Source organism: Ruegeria sp. BH6, from assembly GCF_056538105.1.
Map to the genome: position 1 here is coordinate 133,051 of NZ_JBQFSR010000007.1, position 18,569 is coordinate 151,619.

25 protein-coding genes are annotated in these 18,569 nt (G+C 59.2%); 9 read left to right on the plus strand and 16 right to left on the minus strand.

Annotated elements, in window-relative coordinates; genetic code table 11:
* Positions 1-125 precede the first annotated feature (125 nt).
* Positions 126-641, plus strand: a complete 516-nt coding sequence (gene dalA, locus ACR0B8_RS15150) for a divisome-associated lipoprotein DalA (RefSeq protein ID WP_170361893.1) — start codon at positions 126-128, stop codon at positions 639-641.
* A gap of 67 nt (positions 642-708) precedes the next feature.
* On the opposite strand, the gene ACR0B8_RS15155 is transcribed toward dalA, so the two are convergent.
* The 7 genes from ACR0B8_RS15155 to ACR0B8_RS15185 form a co-directional block, all read right to left on the minus strand.
* Complete coding sequence (locus tag ACR0B8_RS15155; protein ID WP_170351901.1) at positions 709-1,173, minus strand: PTS sugar transporter subunit IIA; 465 nt, start codon at positions 1,171-1,173, stop codon at positions 709-711.
* A 61-nt stretch (positions 1,174-1,234) separates the two neighbouring features.
* Entirely contained in the window at positions 1,235-1,798 is a 564-nt protein-coding gene (hpf, locus tag ACR0B8_RS15160; protein ID WP_170351900.1) for a ribosome hibernation-promoting factor, HPF/YfiA family, read from the minus strand.
* A 252-nt stretch (positions 1,799-2,050) separates the two neighbouring features.
* Positions 2,051-2,809 (minus strand): LPS export ABC transporter ATP-binding protein, encoded by a 759-nt coding sequence (lptB, locus tag ACR0B8_RS15165; protein WP_170351899.1) that lies wholly within the window; start codon positions 2,807-2,809, stop codon positions 2,051-2,053.
* Positions 2,809-3,300 (minus strand): LptA/OstA family protein, encoded by a 492-nt coding sequence (locus ACR0B8_RS15170; protein ID WP_413247494.1) that lies wholly within the window; start codon positions 3,298-3,300, stop codon positions 2,809-2,811. Before ACR0B8_RS15170 ends, lptB begins: the two co-directional genes overlap by 1 nt.
* A 3-nt stretch (positions 3,301-3,303) precedes the next feature.
* Positions 3,304-3,885, minus strand: coding sequence for an LPS export ABC transporter periplasmic protein LptC (lptC, locus tag ACR0B8_RS15175; RefSeq protein ID WP_217356075.1), 582 nt, complete (start codon positions 3,883-3,885; stop codon positions 3,304-3,306).
* A gap of 32 nt (positions 3,886-3,917) precedes the next feature.
* Complete coding sequence (locus ACR0B8_RS15180; protein WP_170361891.1) at positions 3,918-4,880, minus strand: KpsF/GutQ family sugar-phosphate isomerase; 963 nt, start codon at positions 4,878-4,880, stop codon at positions 3,918-3,920.
* On the minus strand, positions 4,877-5,491 hold the full coding sequence (locus tag ACR0B8_RS15185; RefSeq protein ID WP_170361890.1) for a ribonuclease D: 615 nt from the start codon (positions 5,489-5,491) through the stop codon (positions 4,877-4,879). The genes ACR0B8_RS15180 and ACR0B8_RS15185 overlap by 4 nt, the downstream gene beginning before the upstream one ends.
* A gap of 197 nt (positions 5,492-5,688) precedes the next feature.
* On the opposite strand from ACR0B8_RS15185, the gene ACR0B8_RS15190 reads away from it, so the two are divergent.
* The 7 genes from ACR0B8_RS15190 to ACR0B8_RS15220 all read left to right on the plus strand — a co-directional run bounded on the left by ACR0B8_RS15190 (position 5,689) and on the right by ACR0B8_RS15220 (position 12,490).
* Positions 5,689-6,921: an MFS transporter gene (locus ACR0B8_RS15190; protein WP_170361889.1), complete on the plus strand. Its 1,233-nt coding sequence runs from the start codon at positions 5,689-5,691 to the stop codon at positions 6,919-6,921.
* A 36-nt stretch (positions 6,922-6,957) separates the two neighbouring features.
* Positions 6,958-7,386 (plus strand): Lrp/AsnC family transcriptional regulator, encoded by a 429-nt coding sequence (locus ACR0B8_RS15195; protein ID WP_170379279.1) that lies wholly within the window; start codon positions 6,958-6,960, stop codon positions 7,384-7,386.
* A 73-nt stretch (positions 7,387-7,459) separates the two neighbouring features.
* Positions 7,460-8,155 (plus strand): lytic transglycosylase domain-containing protein, encoded by a 696-nt coding sequence (locus ACR0B8_RS15200; RefSeq protein WP_480658885.1) that lies wholly within the window; start codon positions 7,460-7,462, stop codon positions 8,153-8,155.
* Between the two features lie 9 nt (positions 8,156-8,164).
* Positions 8,165-10,252: a flagellar biosynthesis protein FlhA gene (gene flhA / locus ACR0B8_RS15205; RefSeq protein WP_170399474.1), complete on the plus strand. Its 2,088-nt coding sequence runs from the start codon at positions 8,165-8,167 to the stop codon at positions 10,250-10,252.
* Positions 10,249-11,022 carry a flagellar biosynthetic protein FliR gene (locus tag ACR0B8_RS15210; protein ID WP_226689705.1) on the plus strand — a complete coding sequence of 258 codons (774 nt, stop codon included), beginning with the start codon at positions 10,249-10,251 and terminating at the stop codon, positions 11,020-11,022. The genes flhA and ACR0B8_RS15210 overlap by 4 nt, the downstream gene beginning before the upstream one ends.
* Positions 11,019-12,107 carry a flagellar type III secretion system protein FlhB gene (flhB, locus tag ACR0B8_RS15215; protein WP_170361885.1) on the plus strand — a complete coding sequence of 363 codons (1,089 nt, stop codon included), beginning with the start codon at positions 11,019-11,021 and terminating at the stop codon, positions 12,105-12,107. Before ACR0B8_RS15210 ends, flhB begins: the two co-directional genes overlap by 4 nt.
* Positions 12,104-12,490 carry a hypothetical protein gene (locus ACR0B8_RS15220; RefSeq protein WP_170361884.1) on the plus strand — a complete coding sequence of 129 codons (387 nt, stop codon included), beginning with the start codon at positions 12,104-12,106 and terminating at the stop codon, positions 12,488-12,490. The genes flhB and ACR0B8_RS15220 overlap by 4 nt, the downstream gene beginning before the upstream one ends.
* Positions 12,491-12,512: 22 nt before the next feature.
* Here the strand turns inward: ACR0B8_RS15220 and ACR0B8_RS15225 are convergent, their stop codons facing one another.
* From ACR0B8_RS15225 to ACR0B8_RS15265, 9 genes are read right to left on the minus strand one after another with little or no spacing between them, the layout of a single operon-like run.
* Positions 12,513-13,028, minus strand: a complete 516-nt coding sequence (locus ACR0B8_RS15225) for a flagellar basal body-associated protein FliL (RefSeq protein ID WP_170379289.1) — start codon at positions 13,026-13,028, stop codon at positions 12,513-12,515.
* 12 nt (positions 13,029-13,040) lie between these two features.
* Positions 13,041-13,772: a flagellar basal body L-ring protein FlgH gene (flgH, locus tag ACR0B8_RS15230; RefSeq protein ID WP_413247495.1), complete on the minus strand. Its 732-nt coding sequence runs from the start codon at positions 13,770-13,772 to the stop codon at positions 13,041-13,043.
* Positions 13,772-14,188, minus strand: a complete 417-nt coding sequence (gene flgA / locus ACR0B8_RS15235) for a flagellar basal body P-ring formation chaperone FlgA (protein WP_170379293.1) — start codon at positions 14,186-14,188, stop codon at positions 13,772-13,774. Before flgA ends, flgH begins: the two co-directional genes overlap by 1 nt.
* On the minus strand, positions 14,188-14,973 hold the full coding sequence (gene flgG, locus ACR0B8_RS15240; RefSeq protein WP_170379295.1) for a flagellar basal-body rod protein FlgG: 786 nt from the start codon (positions 14,971-14,973) through the stop codon (positions 14,188-14,190). The genes flgA and flgG overlap by 1 nt, the downstream gene beginning before the upstream one ends.
* A gap of 22 nt (positions 14,974-14,995) precedes the next feature.
* Positions 14,996-15,706: a flagellar hook-basal body complex protein gene (locus ACR0B8_RS15245; RefSeq protein WP_226689704.1), complete on the minus strand. Its 711-nt coding sequence runs from the start codon at positions 15,704-15,706 to the stop codon at positions 14,996-14,998.
* On the minus strand, positions 15,706-15,978 hold the full coding sequence (locus ACR0B8_RS15250) for a flagellar biosynthetic protein FliQ (protein ID WP_058282142.1): 273 nt from the start codon (positions 15,976-15,978) through the stop codon (positions 15,706-15,708). The genes ACR0B8_RS15245 and ACR0B8_RS15250 overlap by 1 nt, the downstream gene beginning before the upstream one ends.
* 4 nt (positions 15,979-15,982) lie before the next feature.
* Entirely contained in the window at positions 15,983-16,273 is a 291-nt protein-coding gene (gene fliE, locus ACR0B8_RS15255) for a flagellar hook-basal body complex protein FliE (RefSeq protein WP_170361878.1), read from the minus strand.
* Between the two features lie 11 nt (positions 16,274-16,284).
* On the minus strand, positions 16,285-16,671 hold the full coding sequence (gene flgC, locus ACR0B8_RS15260; protein WP_170361877.1) for a flagellar basal body rod protein FlgC: 387 nt from the start codon (positions 16,669-16,671) through the stop codon (positions 16,285-16,287).
* 12 nt (positions 16,672-16,683) lie between these two features.
* Positions 16,684-17,070, minus strand: a complete 387-nt coding sequence (locus ACR0B8_RS15265; protein ID WP_170361991.1) for a FlgB family protein — start codon at positions 17,068-17,070, stop codon at positions 16,684-16,686.
* 87 nt (positions 17,071-17,157) lie between these two features.
* Between ACR0B8_RS15265 and ACR0B8_RS15270 the strand changes: the two genes are divergently transcribed.
* A complete protein-coding gene (locus ACR0B8_RS15270) occupies positions 17,158-18,495 on the plus strand; it encodes a FliI/YscN family ATPase (RefSeq protein WP_170361876.1) in 1,338 nt (445 codons plus the stop codon).
* Positions 18,496-18,569: the final 74 nt, after the last annotated feature.

Genomic DNA, 18,569 nt, shown 5'->3' on the forward strand with positions numbered 1-18,569 from the left:
TCTATTGCCAGAATGCTTCAGTCGCAAATCAAACCGGCAGAATCACGCAGAATGGGTCCATTGTGCGTTTGCTCAAGACGGTCTGTCACGCTATGCCGTAGATTAACACAATCATCAGGTCGATCATGACGCGTATTATTTCACTACTGTTTGCCTGCTTTATTGCGCTGGCCGCATGTACACCCAGCAGCACCCCGACATATGGATCGGATGGCCGGCCGCTGCCGACCGTCTACAAAATCCGGGGCAATCCCGAAAAACTGCAGTTCCGCATGCTTGATTCGGTCAACGCACTGCGTCAGGCGCAGGGCTTGCAGTCAGTGCAGCTGAATTCGCAGCTTAATGCCGCGGCCGCCACCCACGCCAAGGACATGGCACGGCAAAACCGCCCATGGCATTTTGGGTCGGACGGATCATCGCCAATCGACCGCGCACAGCGCGTGGGCTATTTTGGCACGTTCCTGGGCGAAGCAATTTCCGAGACCTATGAAACCGAAACCGAAACGCTAGCCGCCTGGATGCAGGAACCTGGTCCGCGCTCGGTGATTTTGGACCCCAAGGCCACGCAGATGGGTTTTGCATGGCATCAGGAAGGTGGCGGGAAAATCTGGTGGACGCTGGAAATGGGCGCTGGCGGTTAACCGCAATCCCATCCGAAAACGAAAAAGCCCCCGGAAAACCGGGGGCTTTTTTCATATCCTTAAAGGCTTAGGCCGCTTGCATAGACTGCGCTTCGGTCAAAATCGCATACAACTTGACCGGGTCCGGGTTGGCCCGCAACTTGGCGCAGACCGAGGTGTCACGCAGGGTGCGGGACACCAACGCCAGTGCTTTCAGATGATCCACCCCGGCCTCTTCTGGGGCGAACAGGGCAAAGGCGATATCGACCGGCTGGCGGTCAACCGATCCGAAATCGATCGGTTTTTCCAACATGACAAACACGCCTGAAACGTTTTCCAATTCAGCCATACGGGCATGCGGCAAAGCCACGCCATGACCCACACCAGTCGGCCCCAGGCTTTCCCGTTCCAGCAGCCCTTCGACAACAATCTGGGCATCAAGGCCCAACGCTGCCTCAGCCACATCCGCAATTTCCTGAAACAACCGCTTCTTGCTGGAAGCGGCGGACAGTACGCGAACTGCTTCGGGCTTCAATATGCTCGAAAGCTCCATGATTACGCTCCATGGCGATGCCCCCGCATTTGCAGGGGCCTGCCTTTGCTATTCTTGCCTGTTACGGATCGATCCAGCCGATATTACCGTCCTCCCGACGATAAACGACGTTCAATCCGTCCTTGTTTTCATTCCGGAACACCAGCACCGGAGCGCCGGCCAGTTCCATCTGCATGACGGCTTCACCAACACTCAGCGATGGGATCTTGGTTTCCATCTCAGCCACGATCATCGGCTGCAGAGATTCGGGTTCGGCAGCCGAGTCAGATTCGTCAGAGGCGAGGATATAGGACGACGCCCCAAAGAGTTCAACAGGCTCAGACCGATCCTTGTGGTGATCCTTCAAACGCCGCTTATACCGGCGCAGCTGTGTTTCCATCTTGTCGCAGCAACCTTCGAACGCTGCATAGATTTCAGTTGCATGAGCTTTGGCCTGCGCCGTCAGCCCCGTAGAAAGATGTACGGTGGTTTCGCATACATATTCATGCGCTGAACGGGAAAAGACGACGTTGGCATCTGTTGGACGCTGGGCATATTTGCCCACAACCTCGCCCAGTTCGGTCTGCACGTGAGTTTGCAGCGCCGCGCCGATGTCGATCTGTTTTCCGCTGATTTGGTAACGCATGTGATCTCCTTCACAATTCACACCCATTCTTACGTCACGTTACGCGACGCACGTGTTTTTATCGGGTGGGGGAAAAAGGCATATCCTGCAGTAGCCGCGCCATTTGCCCTTCCAGGAAGGGGCATCGTGATCCAGACGGAAACCGAAGAAATGCCATGACCCAATTGAGGCAAGAGACGGCGGGAGAGTCAATCAAAACAGACGTGTATATACGTGATTTCCGCCATGCAGTCGGCGCATTTCTGCGCAAGCCTATGATATACGGAAATTTTCACCCAGATAAACGCGCCGGACGTTCTCATTTTCGACCACTTCGTCCGGGGTGCCAGACATCAGCACCTGACCGTCATGCAGGATATAGGCGCGATCCACAATCTCCAACGTTTCCCGCACGTTATGGTCGGTGATCAGAACCCCGATACCGCGTTTTTTCAGATCAGCGACCAGGTGGCGGATATCGCCCACGCTGATCGGATCGACACCCGCAAAAGGCTCATCCAACAGCAGGTATTTCGGATCGGCCGCCAGACAGCGCGCAATTTCAACCCGGCGGCGTTCACCGCCCGACAAGGCCAGCGCGGGTGCCCGGCGTAGGTGTTCAATCGAAAAATCCGATAGCAGCTCTTCCAGCCGCTCTTTGCGGCGATGGGCATGGCGGACGGTGATATCCAGAACCGAGGCGATGTTGTCCTCGACGCTCATGCCGCGGAAGATCGACATCTCTTGCGGCAGATATCCGATGCCCAAACGCGCGCGGCGGTACATCGGCAAGGTCGTTACGGTCTGCCCGTCGATCGTAACCGTACCCGCCTCAGGGAAGACCAGCCCGGCAACCGAGTAGAACGTGGTGGTTTTGCCCGACCCGTTCGGACCCAGCAGCGCCACAACCTCGGACCGGTCAAGCGTCATCGACACATCGCGGATCACGGTCTTTTTGCTATAGGATTTCCGCAGCTTTTCTATTCTGAGGCCGGATTGCCCCTCGGCCACGGTCAGTTCAGGCCGCGCCATCAATTATTGCCCTGCTGCAGGATGGTTTTCACATTGCCTGTCATCGTTGCCGTGCCAGTGGTCAGATCAGCATTCATCTGATCGCCGCTGATGGTGCTGGGCCCCTGCGTTAGCAGCACATTGCCCTTCATCACGATCACACCTGAATCAATGGTGTATTCAGCCCAGTCACCCTCGGCCGCGTCGGGCGGGCTGACCAGAACCACATCTTCGGTCGCTTCCATCCGCTCGATACCCGAGCGATCCTCATTATACAGAACCAGCACCCGTTCAGCGGTCAGGCGCATTTCCCCCTGAATGACGATCACATTGCCCACAAATTCGGCCGAGCCGTTTTCTTGATTGACGTTGAGGGTTTCCGAGGTCACCTCGACCGGCAGCGAAGGGTCAGCCTTGACCGCGCCAAACGCAACCTGAGTCTCCTGCGCCGCCGCAGAAAAAGCACCAAGTGTCAGTACAAGGCAAAGTGGAACAAATCGAAAATCGAACACAGGTTATCTTTCTGCTTTTTCAGGCTCGTATATCAGCTTCACGCCGTCTGTAAAAATAATATGGACCGGTCCGTCCTTTTTTTCCGTTCCAAAGGTCATGCCACCTGCTGAAATGTTGCCGATAATCCCGGTGCCATGCACCTCACCCGGCGCATCACCGCGAATTTCATCCAGCGCGGTGTTCAGCAGATCGGTTGTGATCTCGGTGCCATCGGTCGAGGTTATGACCACATCGCCAATAAAGGTTGCGGTGTTTTTGTCGGGGCGGATCATGCCAGAGTTGGAATCCAACGTGATAACGCCGCCGCCCGAAAGGCCCAGGCGGCCCCGGAACTCGGCCGCTGTCGGGGTGGAAGCTTCGGTGCCTTGCGTGGCGCGGGTCGCTTGGATCTGGACCTCTTCGCCCTTGCGCGTGGTGCCGCGGTAGTTTGGCTGCGTCACCACCTGATCGGCCAACCGTTCGTCGATATCCTGTTGGGAAAAGGGCACGGACACATTGGTTTCGATGCTGCGCGACAGCAAGAACACAGTGGACAGCATCAAGATGGCCACCAACGGCAGCACCACCTTAAAAAACTGAACCATGCGTGAATGTCCGTCCACCGCTCAGCCCCTACCTAGCCCAGACCGACGCGCAAGCAGTCGTGGATGTGCAGCAGCCCCTCGGCCTGCCCCTGTCCTTCGGGATCAACTACAAACAGCGAGGTGATCTTGCGATCGTTCATGATCGCAACCGCCTCTTCCGCCATAGCGTTTGGTGCAATGGTCATCGGGTTGCGGGTCATCACTTCTTCGGTGGTTCTGTTCAGCAACCCTTCCATGTTCCGGCGCAAGTCACCATCCGTGACGATGCCCATCAGGCGGCCCGCCTCGTCGGTCACGCCGACGACACCAAAGCTTTTCTGGCTCATGACCAGCAAGGCTTCGCTCATCGGGGTGCCAACAGGCACCACGGGCAGGTCGGCATGCATCAGATCGCGAACAGTGGACAGCTGCGCCCCCAGTTTGCCGCCGGGGTGGAAGGCGCGGAAATCCTCGGGCTGGAAGTCGCGGTATTTCATCAGCGCAATGGCCAACGCATCGCCCATCGCCAATGTCAGCGTGGTCGAGATCGAGGGCACCATGCCGAACCCGCAAGCCTCACCCAGCGACGGGATCAGCAGATGCACATCGGCCTGCTTCATCAACGTGCTTTCCGGCTTGCTGGACAGGCCGATCAGCGGAATGCCAAAGCGGCGGGTAAAGGCCAGCAGGTTTACCAGTTCCGGTGCCTCGCCCGAATTGGAAATCGCCACAACCACATCACCTTTAGAGACCATGCCCAGATCCCCATGGCTGGCCTCGGCCGGATGCACGAAATAGGCAGGCGTGCCGGTGCTGGCCAGGGTGGCCGCAATCTTGTGACCGATATGGCCGGATTTGCCGATGCCGCTGATGATGATGCGACCCGGAGCCTGCAGGATCATCTGCACGGCTTCGGCAAAGTGCTCGTCCAGACTGTCTGCCAGCACGTCCAGCGCGCGGGCCTCGTCGGTGACGACCTGTTTGGCGGTTCTCAGAAAGGACTCGTTATCAGTCATGAGTGTGCAAAGATGTCCGTTTCGGGCCAGCCTGCGAGGTCAAGTTTCGCACGCATCGGCAAGAAGTCAAAACACGCCTGTGCCATCTCGGCACGGCCTTCGCGGGCCAAACGCCCGTCCAGCGCATCGCGTAGCTGATGCAAGTACAGAACGTCGGAGGCCGCATATTCCAGCTGAGCGTCGGTCAGGGTTTCGGCCCCCCAGTCGCTCATCTGCTGCTGCTTCGAAATATCGACACCAATCAGCTCCTGACACAGGTTCTTCAGGCCATGACGGTCGGTATAAGTGCGCACCAGACGGCTGGCGATCTTGGTGCAATAGACCGGCGCGGCCAGTGCGCCAAAGGTGTGGTACATCGCGGCAATGTCAAACCGTCCAAAATGGAATAACTTTAACACGTCGGGGTTTTCCAACATGGCGCACAGGTTTGGTGCCTGCGTCTGGCCCTTTTCAACCTGCACGATATGGCTGTTGCCGTCGCCGCCCGACATCTGGATCACGCACAGGCGGTCGCGATGCGGGTTCAGCCCCATGGTTTCGCAATCAATGGCCACCACAGGGCCCAGGTCCAACCCGTCCGGCAGGTCGTTTTTATAAAGATGGTTCGCCACGGGGTCTTCCTTTATGCGATATCGCCCCCGAGATAGGAGGTTTGGCCCGTAAACTCAACGCCATCAATAGAATGCGACAAACATGCGCGGATTTCTTGACCCCACCTGCTTTGACAGGAAAATGGATAAGGCCGCTCTGCGCCTGGCATTAAGCAGGCCCTGACGCGACGCCAATTGAAAAAAGGTCCGAACCGCCGATGCTGAGTGTCCTGCGAATCCGCACCTATCGTCATCTGTTGGGGGCTCAGGTCGTTGCGTTGACGGGCACCGGTTTGGCGACAATTGCGTTGGGGCTACTGGCTTATGATCTGGCAGGTGGCGCGGCCAGTCTGGTGTTGGGAACCGCGCTGACGATCAAGATGGTGGCTTATGTGGTCGTCGCCCCACTTGCCGCAGCCTTCGCAGAGCGGCTCGACCGCCGCCGGATGCTAGTGACGTTGGATCTGGTGCGTGCGGCAGTTGCGGTCTGCCTGCCTTTCGTGACCGAGATCTGGCAGGTTTACGTGCTGATCTTTGTCCTGCAATCCGCATCCGCCGGGTTCACCCCGGCGTTTCAGGCCACCATCCCCGACGTGCTGACCGATGAGCAGGACTATACCAAGGCGCTCTCCCTGTCACGGCTTGCCTATGATCTTGAAAGCCTGCTCAGCCCTGCTCTGGCCGCAGGGCTTTTGCTGTTCGTCAGTTTCGACAGCCTGTTCTGGGGTACGGGCCTAGGGTTCATCGCCTCGGCACTGTTGGTGGTGTCGGTTGCCCTGCCCTCACCCAAACCGACAAGACGCCGTGGAATTTATGACCGTACGACACGCGGCATTCGCCTGTACCTGCATACACCCCGACTGCGCGGATTACTTGCCCTGACTTGGACAGCAGCGACCCTCAGCGCGATGATTATCGTCAATACGGTTGTAATTGTACGGTCCGATTTGGGCCTGTCGGAAAGCGCTGTGGCCATAGCGTTGGCCGGGTTCGGCGGCGGTTCGATGCTGGCCGCATTTGCCCTGCCCAAACTGTTAGATCGGTTCATGGACCGCACCGTTATGCTGAGCGGGGCCATTTTCGGAATCCTGGCAATTGGTCTCTCTGCCATCCTATTCGCGGCTATGCCGATCTCTCTGATCGGTCTCGCAATACTCTGGGCCTGCATCGGGTTTGGCTATTCCGCCACGCTGACGCCTTCAGGCCGGTTGCTGACCCGCTCGACCCGATCCGAAGACCGACCAGCCGTGTTTGCCGCCCAGTTCACTCTGTCGCACGCCTGCTGGCTGGTGCTATATCCATTGACCGGCTGGATCATGACCACAACCAGCACGGCGGCAACGTTGGGTTGGATGACCCTGATCGCGGCCCCCGGGGTTATGGTGGCCCTTGTGATCTGGCCGCGTTCGGACCGGAAAGCCGTTTCAAAAGAACGTGCTGACATGTCTTGAGCCCCCCTGCCCCGGTGCATTACACCTTGGTGCATCATGGATCAGCTAGACCGTCGCATCATCGCCGCCCTGCAGCACAACGCTCGCGAATCGACCACCAAGATTGCCGCGAAGCTGGGCGTGGCCCGAACCACCGTGCATGAACGCATCAGCCGCATGGAAGAGCGTGGCGTGATCGCAGGCTATTCGGTGGTTCTGAACAGCCCCGAAGACGCCCCGCGCGTACAGGTGGTCGTGCTGCTGGAAGTGCAGCAAAAGGAAACCAAGCGCATCATCAATCGGCTTGAGGCTTACCCCGAGGTCAAGCTCTGCCTGTCGATCAATGGCGAGTTCGACCTGCTGCTATCGGCCGAGGCCCCGCGGATCGAGGATTTGGATATTCTGGTTGATGATCTGGCCAAGATCCCCGGCGTGCTGCGCACCAATACCAGCGTTGTCTTCGGCCGCCGGATTGATCGAATCTGAACGGCTGATAACCCTCTGTAAACCCTAGCAGGACTAGCTTGGCCGGGACTGATCAGAATCCCGGACCGGCAGAATGCCCCATCGTTTGATCTTTGGCCTGAGTTTGCTTGCGTTGTGTGCGGCGCAACAGGTCTTTGCCACGCCCGATGCCAGCGGGGCGGGCATTTGCGATGCAGCCGCGCGCCGCGCTGCCCAATCCCAGGGTGTACCACTGGATGTCTTACGCGCGATTGCGCGGGTGGAAACCGGGCGGTTGCGCGGCGGGCAGTTGGAACCCTGGCCCTGGACCATCAATGTCGAAGGGCAAGGATACTGGTTCACGTCCGAGTTTGAGGCGAAATCTTACGTTTTCGACATTCTCAAAGCAGGCAAGCGCAGCTTTGACATCGGCTGTTTTCAGATCAATTACCGTTGGCACGGCAAGGCATTCCAGTCCATCGACGCCATGTTCGACCCGGATGAAAACGCCACCTACGCCGCCCGGTTTCTGAATGAACTGTATGCCGAGCTTGGATCGTGGCCCGCAGCCGTTGGGGCCTATCATTCCCGCACACCATCGCTGGCCAATGCTTACTCGGGCCGGTTTCAGACCGTACTGGCACAACTGGATCAATCCTTGCCCACTGCCCCGGAACGGGCCGCGCGCGACCCGTTTACCACCGCCGCAACCCCTCTGATCCCGGTCAATCTGCCACAACCGGGTGGCGGCGCGCTGGGGTCGCTGGTTCCGCCTTCGGGCACTGCCACCGCCTTTATCTCGTTCAACTAGGAGGCATGCGTGCCCAAGATCGACGCCCGTTCCCTGTTTTCTCCGACCGTGCTGCTGGCGCTGGCGCTGATGACGGTCATCGTGATGATGATCCTGCCGATGCCCGCCTGGGTGCTGGATGTGGGCCTGGCAGCCTCGTTCGCGCTGGCGATCCTGATCTTTACGCTGACGCTGTTTATCGAACGGCCGCTGGATTTCTCGTCTTTCCCGACAATCCTTTTGGCCTCGCTGATGCTGCGGCTTTCGCTGAACGTATCCTCGACCAAGCTTATCATCGGAGAGGGGCACACGGGACCCAATGCCGCTGGGGACGTGATCGAAGGTTTTGCCGACTTCGTCATGGGCGGCAGTATCTTTCTGGGGTTGGTGGTGTTCGGCGTGCTTTTGATTGTGAACTTCATGGTCATCACCAAAGGTGCTGCCCGCATGGCCGAGGTCGGCGCGCGGTTTGCCTTGGACGGCATGCCGGGAAAACAGCTCGCCATCGACAGCGACATGTCCGCCGGGGCCATCGACCACCAACAGGCCAAAGAACGCCGCGAGCGTGAGCAGCAAGAGACGACGTTTTTCGGCTCTCTCGATGGGGCGTCGAAATTTGTCAAAGGCGATGCGATAGCCGGGCTGCTGATCACGTTGCTCAACCTGGTGATGGGATTGATCATGGGTGTGATCGTCCATGGGATGCCAATCTCATTCGCGTTCGAGACCTATGCCATCCTGACCGTCGGTGACGGGCTGGTGTCGCAAATCCCGGCGGTGATCATATCGATCGCGTCGGCCCTGCTGCTGGCCCGCGGCGGTACGCAGGGGGCGACCGACAACGCAATCTTCTCGCAGCTGGGCCGGCATCCAGCGGCCCTGGCAACAGTTGCCATGTTGATGGTGCTGTTTGCGCTGGTGCCTGGCCTGCCCTTTTTGCCATTCATCCTGGGGGCGGGTGTTCTGGGCTATGCGGCCTATAACGTCCATCGCAAGCAAAAGACCGAAGCGGAAGAGGCGCTGGCGCCAACACCGCAGGAAGACACACCGGTCTCGCAAGCCATTGGCGATATTTTGGACCTGGACGATGTGCATCTGGAGTTTGCCCCCGATCTGGTCAGCATGGTCCTCAACCCCGGCACCGGGCTGGACGCGCGCATCGCTAATATGCGGACCTATGTCGCCTCAAGCTTTGGCCTGATCCTGCCTGACATCCGCCTGACCGACCGCGCCGATCTGCCCATGGGCACCTATGTAGTCAAGGTCCAGGGCGTCGAACAGGCGCGCGGCGTGTTGAACCCCGATCTGGTTCTGGCGCTAGTACAGGATGACCGCGACATGCTGCCCGAGGGTAATGACGTGACCGAGCCCGTCTATGGCGCCCCCGCCCGCTGGATTCTGCCCAAGGATCAAGAGGCCGCCGCGCTTAGTGGGGCCACCATCGTTTCCCCGCCCGAGATTCTGGCTACTCATCTGCTTGAGATCATCAAACAGAACTTCTCACGCCTGCTGACGCTGAAATCCCTGCGCCGCCTTTTATCCGAGATGACACGGCTCAGCGATCCGGTTCGGGCCGAGGCCAACCGCAAGCTTCTGGACGAGTTGATCCCCGACAAGGTACCGATCGACACGCTACATGCGGTGCTGCGTCTGCTGCTGGACGAACGGGTCTCGATCCGCAACATGGCCTTGATCCTTGAGAGCGTGGCCGAGGCGCGGCTGACCACCACACAGCCCGAAGGCATCTGCGAACTGGTCCGGCAGCGATTGGGTTTCCAACTGGTGGCCGAGATGAAACGCGAAGACGGATCGATCCCGCTGATCCAACTGGCCCCGGAGTGGGAGGATACTTTCACCACCTACCAGATCGACGCGCCTGCAGCGGGTCTCGACGTGGCGCTGCCGCCGAACCTGTTCAACAAGCTGGCCGATGGCGTGGTCGACAGTGTGGCGCAATCCGCCGATCACGGGCTGTTTCCGGCGTTGGTCACCTCGACCCGCCGTCGCCGTTTGCTGCGCACCATCATGCACGCGCGCGGCATAGCCAACCCGGTGCTGTCGTTCGAGGAAATCGGGCTCGAGGCGCGGCCTTCGCTGGTTGGAACGGTGCCCGCGTGATCGCGCTACCGCCCGAGCTTTTGCCCCAGCTGGGTGAGGGTTTGTGGCACCTCTTTGCCGTCTTCCTGCGTGTCTCGGCCATGGTGTCGCTGCTGCCCGCCTTTGGCGAGCGCAGCATTCCGACCCGTGTCAAATTCGGCATCGCGGCTGCCTTTACCCTTATTGTGACACCAGCGATTGCGGCGCCTGTTGCCCCACCCGGCCTGTTGCCAATGGCAGGATTGGTTCTGACCGAAGTGCTGATCGGGATGGCCTTGGGTATGTCGCTGCGACTGTTCGTGCTGGCCCTGCAAACGGCAGGATCGATTGCGGCGCAGGCAACATCGCTGTCGCAGATTCTGGGTCCAGCTGCTGCAGATCCCGTACCCGCGATGGGATATCTTCTGACACTGGCTGGCCTGACACTGGCGGTTTTGCTCGGCCTGCACATCCGCGTCGCTCAGTTTCTGATCCACAGCTATACGCTGTTTCCAATAGGCACCCCAATACTAGCCCCGGACCTGTCGCAATGGGGGGTGCAGCAAATTGCGCGCAGTTTTGGGTTGGCGTTTGCGCTGGCTATGCCCTTCGTGATCGCCTCGCTGATCTATAACCTTGCGCTTGGCGTCATCAACCGCGCGATGCCGCAGCTGATGGTGGCGTTTGTTGGCGCTCCGGCCATTACTTTTGCAGGCCTGTTCCTGTTGTTCGCGGGCACGCCCCTGATCTTGTCTGTCTGGTCTGATGCCTTTTTTGCCTTCATGCTTAACCCGCTTGAGGACCCGAGATGAGCGGGTCCGAAGACGACAGCGACAAGTCCTACGAGCCGACGCCGCAGAAGCTCCAGAAAGCGCGCGAAAAGGGTGAGGTTGCCAAGTCCAACGACCTGTCCGTGGTTGCCGCTTATGCCGGGTTCCTCATTGCCCTGTTCGCGGCCGGGCAATTCGGCGTGCAACATATGGGAAGCCTGTTTGTCGTGCTGATTGATCAGGCCGACACTATCGCTCCCTTGCTGGCCGACGGGCCCGCCGCAAGCCCGGTCGGTGGGATGGTCAAAACGGCGCTGTTGTCCGTCACAGTTCTGTTTGCTGTGCCCGCCGCCGCTGTTCTGCTCAGCCTGATCGCCCAGCGTGCGCTGATCTTTGCGCCCAGCAAGCTGAAACCCAAACTGTCCCGCATCTCGATCATCTCGAATGCGAAAAACAAATTCGGGCGCGGCGGCCTGTTCGAATTCGCCAAGAGCTTTGTGAAACTGGTGATCTACGGCACCTGTCTGGCGCTGTTTCTGCGCTCCAACCTAAACGAGATTCTGTCCGCCAGCGCCGCTCCGGCGCGGTCATCGGTCATGCTGATGATGAATTTTCTGTTTCGCTTCCTGTTCATCGTCATCACCGTGGCGCTTGCCATCGGGGTGATCGACTATCTTTGGCAACATGCCGAGCATATTCGCAGGAACCGGATGTCGCGCAAGGAAATTCAGGACGAAACCAAGGATGCCGAGGGCGACCCGCATGTCAAACAACAACGCCGCCAGCGCGCGCAGGACATTGCCACGAACCAGATGATGTCCGACGTACCCTCGGCGGATGTGGTGATCGTCAACCCGACCCATTACGCGGTGGCCTTGAAATGGGCCCGGACGGCGGGGTCAGCCCCTGTTTGCGTGGCCAAGGGCGTGGACGAGGTGGCCGCAGCGATCCGAGCCCGGGCAGCTGAGACTGGTGTTCCCATTCATTCCGACCCGCCCACGGCCCGCGCCCTGCATGCCGCCGTCGAGATCGGACAGGAAATCGCGGAAGAACATTATCGCCCCGTCGCTGCTGCCATCCGATTTGCAGAGGCGATGCGCAAAAAGGCCAAGGGACAGGTCAGATGAAACAAGCCACCCTATCAGACCTGAAAAACGTTACAGAGGCCGTGTTTCAAAAAGAATACAACGCCCTGCGCCCCCTGCTAGAGGCTGAAGCACGCGTGCAACAGCAATTGGCGCGGCTGGACGCGCAAGTCCGGCAATCACGCCAAGACGGCGCCGCGGCCGAGGGGTACCGAGTCACTGGCACCGATGTGTTGTGGAACGGTTGGGAGTCGGCCACGCGCCGCAAGTTGAATATGGAACTGGCGCGGATTCGGGCGCAAAAACTGTCGGCGATGGACGCGCTGCGCACGGCCTTTGGCCGCAAACAAGCCGTCACCAACCTGTCAGACGCCCAAAAAAAGGCGCACAAACGCGCCCAGCACCGGAAATCGTCACCCTACTAAACAGCGTATAACCCCGTCAGAATCAAACGTCCTGACGGTTGACGCTCATGATCAAGACCTGAAACACATCATCGCCCAAATCCTTGCGCGCTGTCTCCAGCAACGCTTTGCGCAGAACGCTCATATTGTCCGATTCAGTGAATGCGCCGTCAAAACCACCGGTATTGGCGTGATCAAACATGACCTGCAAAAACCCGTCGCGCAGCTTGGGTTCAAGCGCGTAGAAAGCTTCGGTCATGCCAGGAGTGATTTCAAGGCTCAGCGACATGGTGACCAACGCCGCGATCCGGTCCGCATCGACGACGGGCACCACAAACTGCTTGGTCAGTTTGAGGTATTCATAGTCGCTTTGCGTGTCCTTTTTCCCAGCATTGTCCTTTTTCTTGGCGGATGTCTCTTTGGGTTTTTCCGCCTTGGCCTTGGGTTTTTCCTGTTTTGCGGCCTCTTTCGGTTCACCGGAGGGCGCAAACACAACTCCGGCACCGATACCGGCCCCCAGACCGATCAGCAAGAATACGACGGGTAGAAGTTTCTTCATCACATCCGCTCCTTAATACGGCAGCACAGCATCCAGGATCTGCTGGCCATAACGCGGCTGCTGCACGTCAGTGATCTGTCCGCGCCCGCCATAAGACACGCGGGCCGAGGCGATCTTGTCATAGGTGATCTCGTTTTTGCGCGAGATATCCTGTGGTCGCACGTAGCCCGTCACCAAAAGCTCGCGCAGTTCGAAATTGACGCGCAGTTCCTGCGAGCCCGAAATCGACAGCACCCCGTTTGGCAGCACGTCGATCACGGTCGCGGCCACACGCAGCGTCAGCTTTTCCTTGCGCTTAACCGATCCTTCACCCGTGCTTTCTGAGGCGGAATCGATCTCGACCGCGTCCGCCAGCGATGCCCCTTCCGGCAGATGATCCGCCGCGCGCTGTGGCAGGCCAAACAAGCCGACGATGCCAAGGCTTTCCGAAGCAGACCGCGAGCGTTCCGTGTCGTTCGAAAACTCGGCTTTTTCGTCCAGCTCAATCACGACCGTCAGGATATCCCCCTTTTTGATCGCCCGCTGATCGCCCAATAGCGATTGTTGCCCACCGCTCCAAAGTGAGGATTTGTCGACATTGCGCTGCGGCTGGGTGTGTAAAGGCAGGCCCGGCCACAACATCGCGACATGTTCGGGGGAGTCCTCGTTCGGAGTGAAGCTTGGCGGTTTGCCCAGATGATCCAAGCGCCCGCAGGCTGACACCGCCAGAACGGCAAACAACAGAGATTTCGAAAGTTGCGACATCATTTTACCTCGATTTGGCCGTCGGGCCGGATAAGGCCCGTCACAGTGGTACGGGAGGACAGGTTCATGACCCGGATACGATCCCCGGCGGCCCCACGACCCAGCGCGCGGCCTTCTGCGGTGATCGACAGCGATGTGCGGTCAAAGATCAGGACAACCAGATCGTTGCGATCCACCAGGGCCGGTGGACCCACATCGCCTTCACGGATCGGGCGTCCGGGATACAGCGCGACGCGGGCCTCTTGCCCGATCAGAAACTCAGGCGTGGTTATCGCGCCGGGCACCTGCTGGGCCTTAAGCTCCAGATCAGTCGCCGAGATGATTTCCTTGGCGCGAATAGTGCGTGTCGGCACTACGATTTCAGCCTGTACCGAGGCCGGCACCAAAAGGGCCAACATCAAAACCAGAAACCGCATCACCGCACCTGTGTGGTTGCGCCCATCATCTGGTCGACGGCGGAAATGACCTTGGCATTCATCTCATATCCCCGCTGCGCCTCGATCAGTTCGGTCACTTCGCGCACCGCATCGACCGAGCTGTCTTCAAGATACCCTTGCCGCAGCGTGCCCAGACCATCCTCACCCGGTGTGCCGACCACGGGTGCGCCTGAGGCTTCGGTTTCCTTGAAAAGATTGCTGCCAATCGCCTCAAGCCCCTTGGCGTTCGAGAAACTGGCCAGCGTCAGCTCACCCAACAGCTGCCCGTCTGCCGTGTCGTCGAAATAGGCATAAACTTCGCCCGCAGCGTTGATCGAGATCGACCGGGCATCGTCAGGAATAGTGATCTCGGGCGCGACGGCAAACCCGTCTGATGTGACGATCAACCCCTCGGCGGATCGTTTCAGGCTGCCATCGCGGGTATAGCCCGACTGACCATTGGCCAGCGTTACTTCAAGATAACCACGCCCTTCGATGGCCACGTCCAGATCGCTCCCGGTGGCCGACAATCCGCCTTGCGCCAGTTGCACCGTGACAGCCGCCGGACGCACACCCAGACCCAGTTGAATACCGGTGGGCAGAACGGTGCCGTCATTGGCGTTCACCGCCCCGGCCCGCGCCATTTGTTGATAGTGCAAATCCGCGAACTCAGCCCGGCGGGCGTTGTAGCCGGTGGTGTTCGTGTTCGCCAGGTTGTTCGAGATCGTCTCGACCCGCATCTGCTGCGCGGTCATGCCCGTAGCCGCAATTTTCAATGCTCGCATGTCAAAATCTCCTTTTCACAAATCAACGCATCAGCGCCTTGAGCGCGCCGCGCAGACGTTCGTCTTCAGTTTTCAGAAAGCTTTGGCCCAGCTCATAGGCGCGCTGGATTTCCACTAGCCGGGTCACCTGCTCGACCGCATTGACGTTGGACCCTTCGAGAAAACGCTGCAGCACCACTGGGTTTTCGACCGGGTCAATTTCGCCCTCGGCGCGGAACTGCGTGCTGCCTTCACGCACCAGCGTTTCGGGATCGGCCACACGATAGACGCCGATCTGCCCCAGCAATTGCCCCTCGATACTCAGTGTGCCATCGCTGCCAACGTCAATCGACGCAGCATCCGGCGGGATGAAAACAGGTGCGCCGTTGCTGTCCAGCACCCGGTGGCCGTCCATCGTGACCAAATCACCCTCGGCACTGGGTGAGAACGCCCCGGCCCGGGTCAGCCTGTTGCCGGATGGCGTTTCGACCATGAAAAACCCATCACCTTCGATGGCAAAATCAAACTGGCCGCCGGTTTCCGTCAGCAGGCCCTGCTGCAATGAGGTGTTGCGCGCCTCGGCCCGTGCCATGGACAGAGACGGGTTGCCCGGCAAGTCGCGGACAAACTCAGAAAACACCAGACCCTGCGCGCGATATCCGGTGGTGTTGGCATTGGCGATATTATTCGCCACCAGCCGCATTTCATTCATCAGGCCCGATTGACGGGACAAAGTGGTATAGGCGGTATCCATCAGCGACCTCCGGCGATCAATGGGATGAGGGTTGTAGTGAAAAACGTCACCAGCGTCTGGGTCATGAACCCCATCGATATCCAGAACACGATGACGATGGCGATCAGCTTGGGCACGAAGGTCAGTGTCATTTCCTGCACAGAGGTCAGCGCCTGAAACAGACCCACGATCAGGCCCGACACTAGCGCCACCGCCAGGATAGGAACCGAGGTAATGACCGCGACCCACAGCGCCTGGCGCACAATGTCATAGAAGAGACCTTCGCTGAGCATCCGATCAGACCGGCATCCGCAGGATTTCCTGATACGCCTCGACCACTTTGTTGCGGACAATGACCGCCGTTTCCACGGCCAGCTCGGTCTGTACCAGTGCCTGTACCAGAGCGTGGGGATCGGCCTGGCCGGTCATGGCGGCCTGCGACATTTGCTCGGAATGCTTCAGCGTCGCTGTAAAGTCCTGAAACGTACTGCGCAGCCCTTGCGCCAATCCGGCGTGATCAGGATCGGCCTGTGTGGCCGGGCGAGCGACAGCATAGTTTTGTGCCGCGGTCAGGGATCGGATATCCATTCTGGTGTCCTTTATTTTCTGAGAAGTTCCATCAAGCTCGACGACATCTGGCGTGACTGGTCGAACATCTTGAGATTGGCCTCATAGCTGCGCTGCGCCTCACGTGCGTCTGCGATTTCGATCATCAGATCGACATTCGAGCCACGGTAATGGCCGGTTTCATCCGCCATCGGGTGACCGGGGTCATAAATGCGCGAACCCTCGCGGCGATCCAGTTTGACGCGCCCGGCCTGCACCAACTCTTGTCCGTTCTTTTGCACCGTCTCAAACGGCACGGTTTTGCGGCGATAACCTGGCGTATCGGCGTTCGAGATATTCTCGGACACATGCCGCAGGCGGGCTGATTGCGCACGCAGAGCATTGGTTGAGGCGGCTAGGGAATGGGAAAAATCGCTCATGTCTTACACTCCTTATGACCGGCCAAGGCTGCTGCGCAGGATGTTCATCGAGGATTTGTAAATGGTCAGCGCGCGGTCGTGCTGACGCTTGACCTCGACCGCTTTGAACATCTCTTCCTCGACAGACACTCCATTGCCGTTTGGATCGCCTGACGGCGCAACCTCAAACTCGGCCCAGGGCTGTGGGGCGGTGGCGCCGTTCAGATGACCCGCGCGGGTGGCGGTCATCGAAACCTGACGGTCTGATTTTTCGAATGCTTTCTGAAAACCCTCGATATCGCGGGGCTGATAGCCGGGCGTATCTGCATTGGCCATGTTGCGCGCAATCACTGCCTGCCGTTGCCCGGCATGGGTTGCCATTGCGTACGCTGCCTTAAAGACGTTCAGGTCATAGAACATCGGGGCTTCTCCCTCGATCAATTTCAATCAAGGCTTAACCCCGATTCCTTTAGAAAGCGTTTGCAGAAACCCGTTGGAGAACCCACGATGTCCGATCTCGACCCGATGCTTCTGAAGTGTGAATTCGACCGTCTGTCTGCTGTGCGCCATATGGGACGCGTTACCGGCGTGGCACGCGGAGTCATTGAAATACAAGGGCTTGAAGGGCAGGCGCGAACCGGTGACCACCTGACATTGCGGCGTCGTAATGGCACGGATCTGCCGGGCGAAGTGCTGCATGTCGAGGCCGACGGTATTCACATGATGCCAACCGCCGCGCCGGATGGGGTGTGCCTGGGTGACCGGGTGATTCTGGACCAGACACCCGCTTTCGCACCCGGCATGCACTGGCTGGGGCGCCTGGTCGATCCCTTTGGCAAACCGCTGGACGGGAAACCTCTGCTTTCGGGCGCACATGAGCAGGACATCATGCGTGCCCCGCCCCCCGCTGTGGCACGTAAACCGCTGGGCGCACGGATGGAGACCGGTTTAGCGATGCTCAACACGATGCTGCCCGTGGTCCAGGGTCAGCGCATCGGTCTGTTCGCCGGATCGGGCGTCGGAAAATCCACCTTGCTGGCAACGCTCGCGAAATCAATGCAGGCGGATGCGGTGGTTGTGGCGCTGGTGGGCGAGCGCGGGCGCGAGGTGAACGAGTTTGTCGAACAGGCGCTGGGGCCCGAGGGGATGAAACGTTCGGTCGTGGTGGCCGCAACGTCCGATCAATCGGCGCTTGCCCGCAGGCGTTGCGCCTGGTCGGCAATGTCGGTGGCCGAGTATCTGCGCGATCAGGGGCTGAACGTATTGTTTCTGGCCGATTCGGTGACGCGATTTGCCGAGGCGCACCGCGAAATCGCCGTTGCCATGGGCGAAGCGCCTTCGTTGCGGGGCTTCCCACCTTCGGTCACGCCGCTGATTGCCGGGTTGTGTGAACGCGCGGGTCCCGGAGCGGCGGACCAAGGTGATATCACCGCCGTGTTCAGTGTTCTGGTCGCGGGATCGGATATGGATGAACCAGTGGCCGACATCCTGCGCGGGGTTCTGGACGGGCATATCGTGCTGAGCCGCGACATTGCCGAGCGCGGGCGGTTTCCGGCGATTGACCTCAGCCGTTCGGTATCGCGCAGCCTGCCGGGGGCGGCGACCGCAGAGGAAAACCAATTGATCTCGGAAACCCGCAAACTGGTCGGCAGCTATGAACAATCCGAAGTCATGATCAAGGCCGGGCTTTATGCCGAAGGCGCAGACCCGCTGCTGGATCAGGCCGTGCGCGTGCATGAGGAACTGGACGCGTTCTTTGGCAAACCCGAGCCAGATGGAATCAAAAACAGCTTTAACCGTCTGCAATTGATCCTGCGGCGGGCCAGCGCCAACCTGCCGCGCTAGCGAAATCCGGACAGTTTTAAGTGTTAAGCCCACCTTAAGACCTGCCCGGCTACCCCTGTAGTTGGGTGATAAAA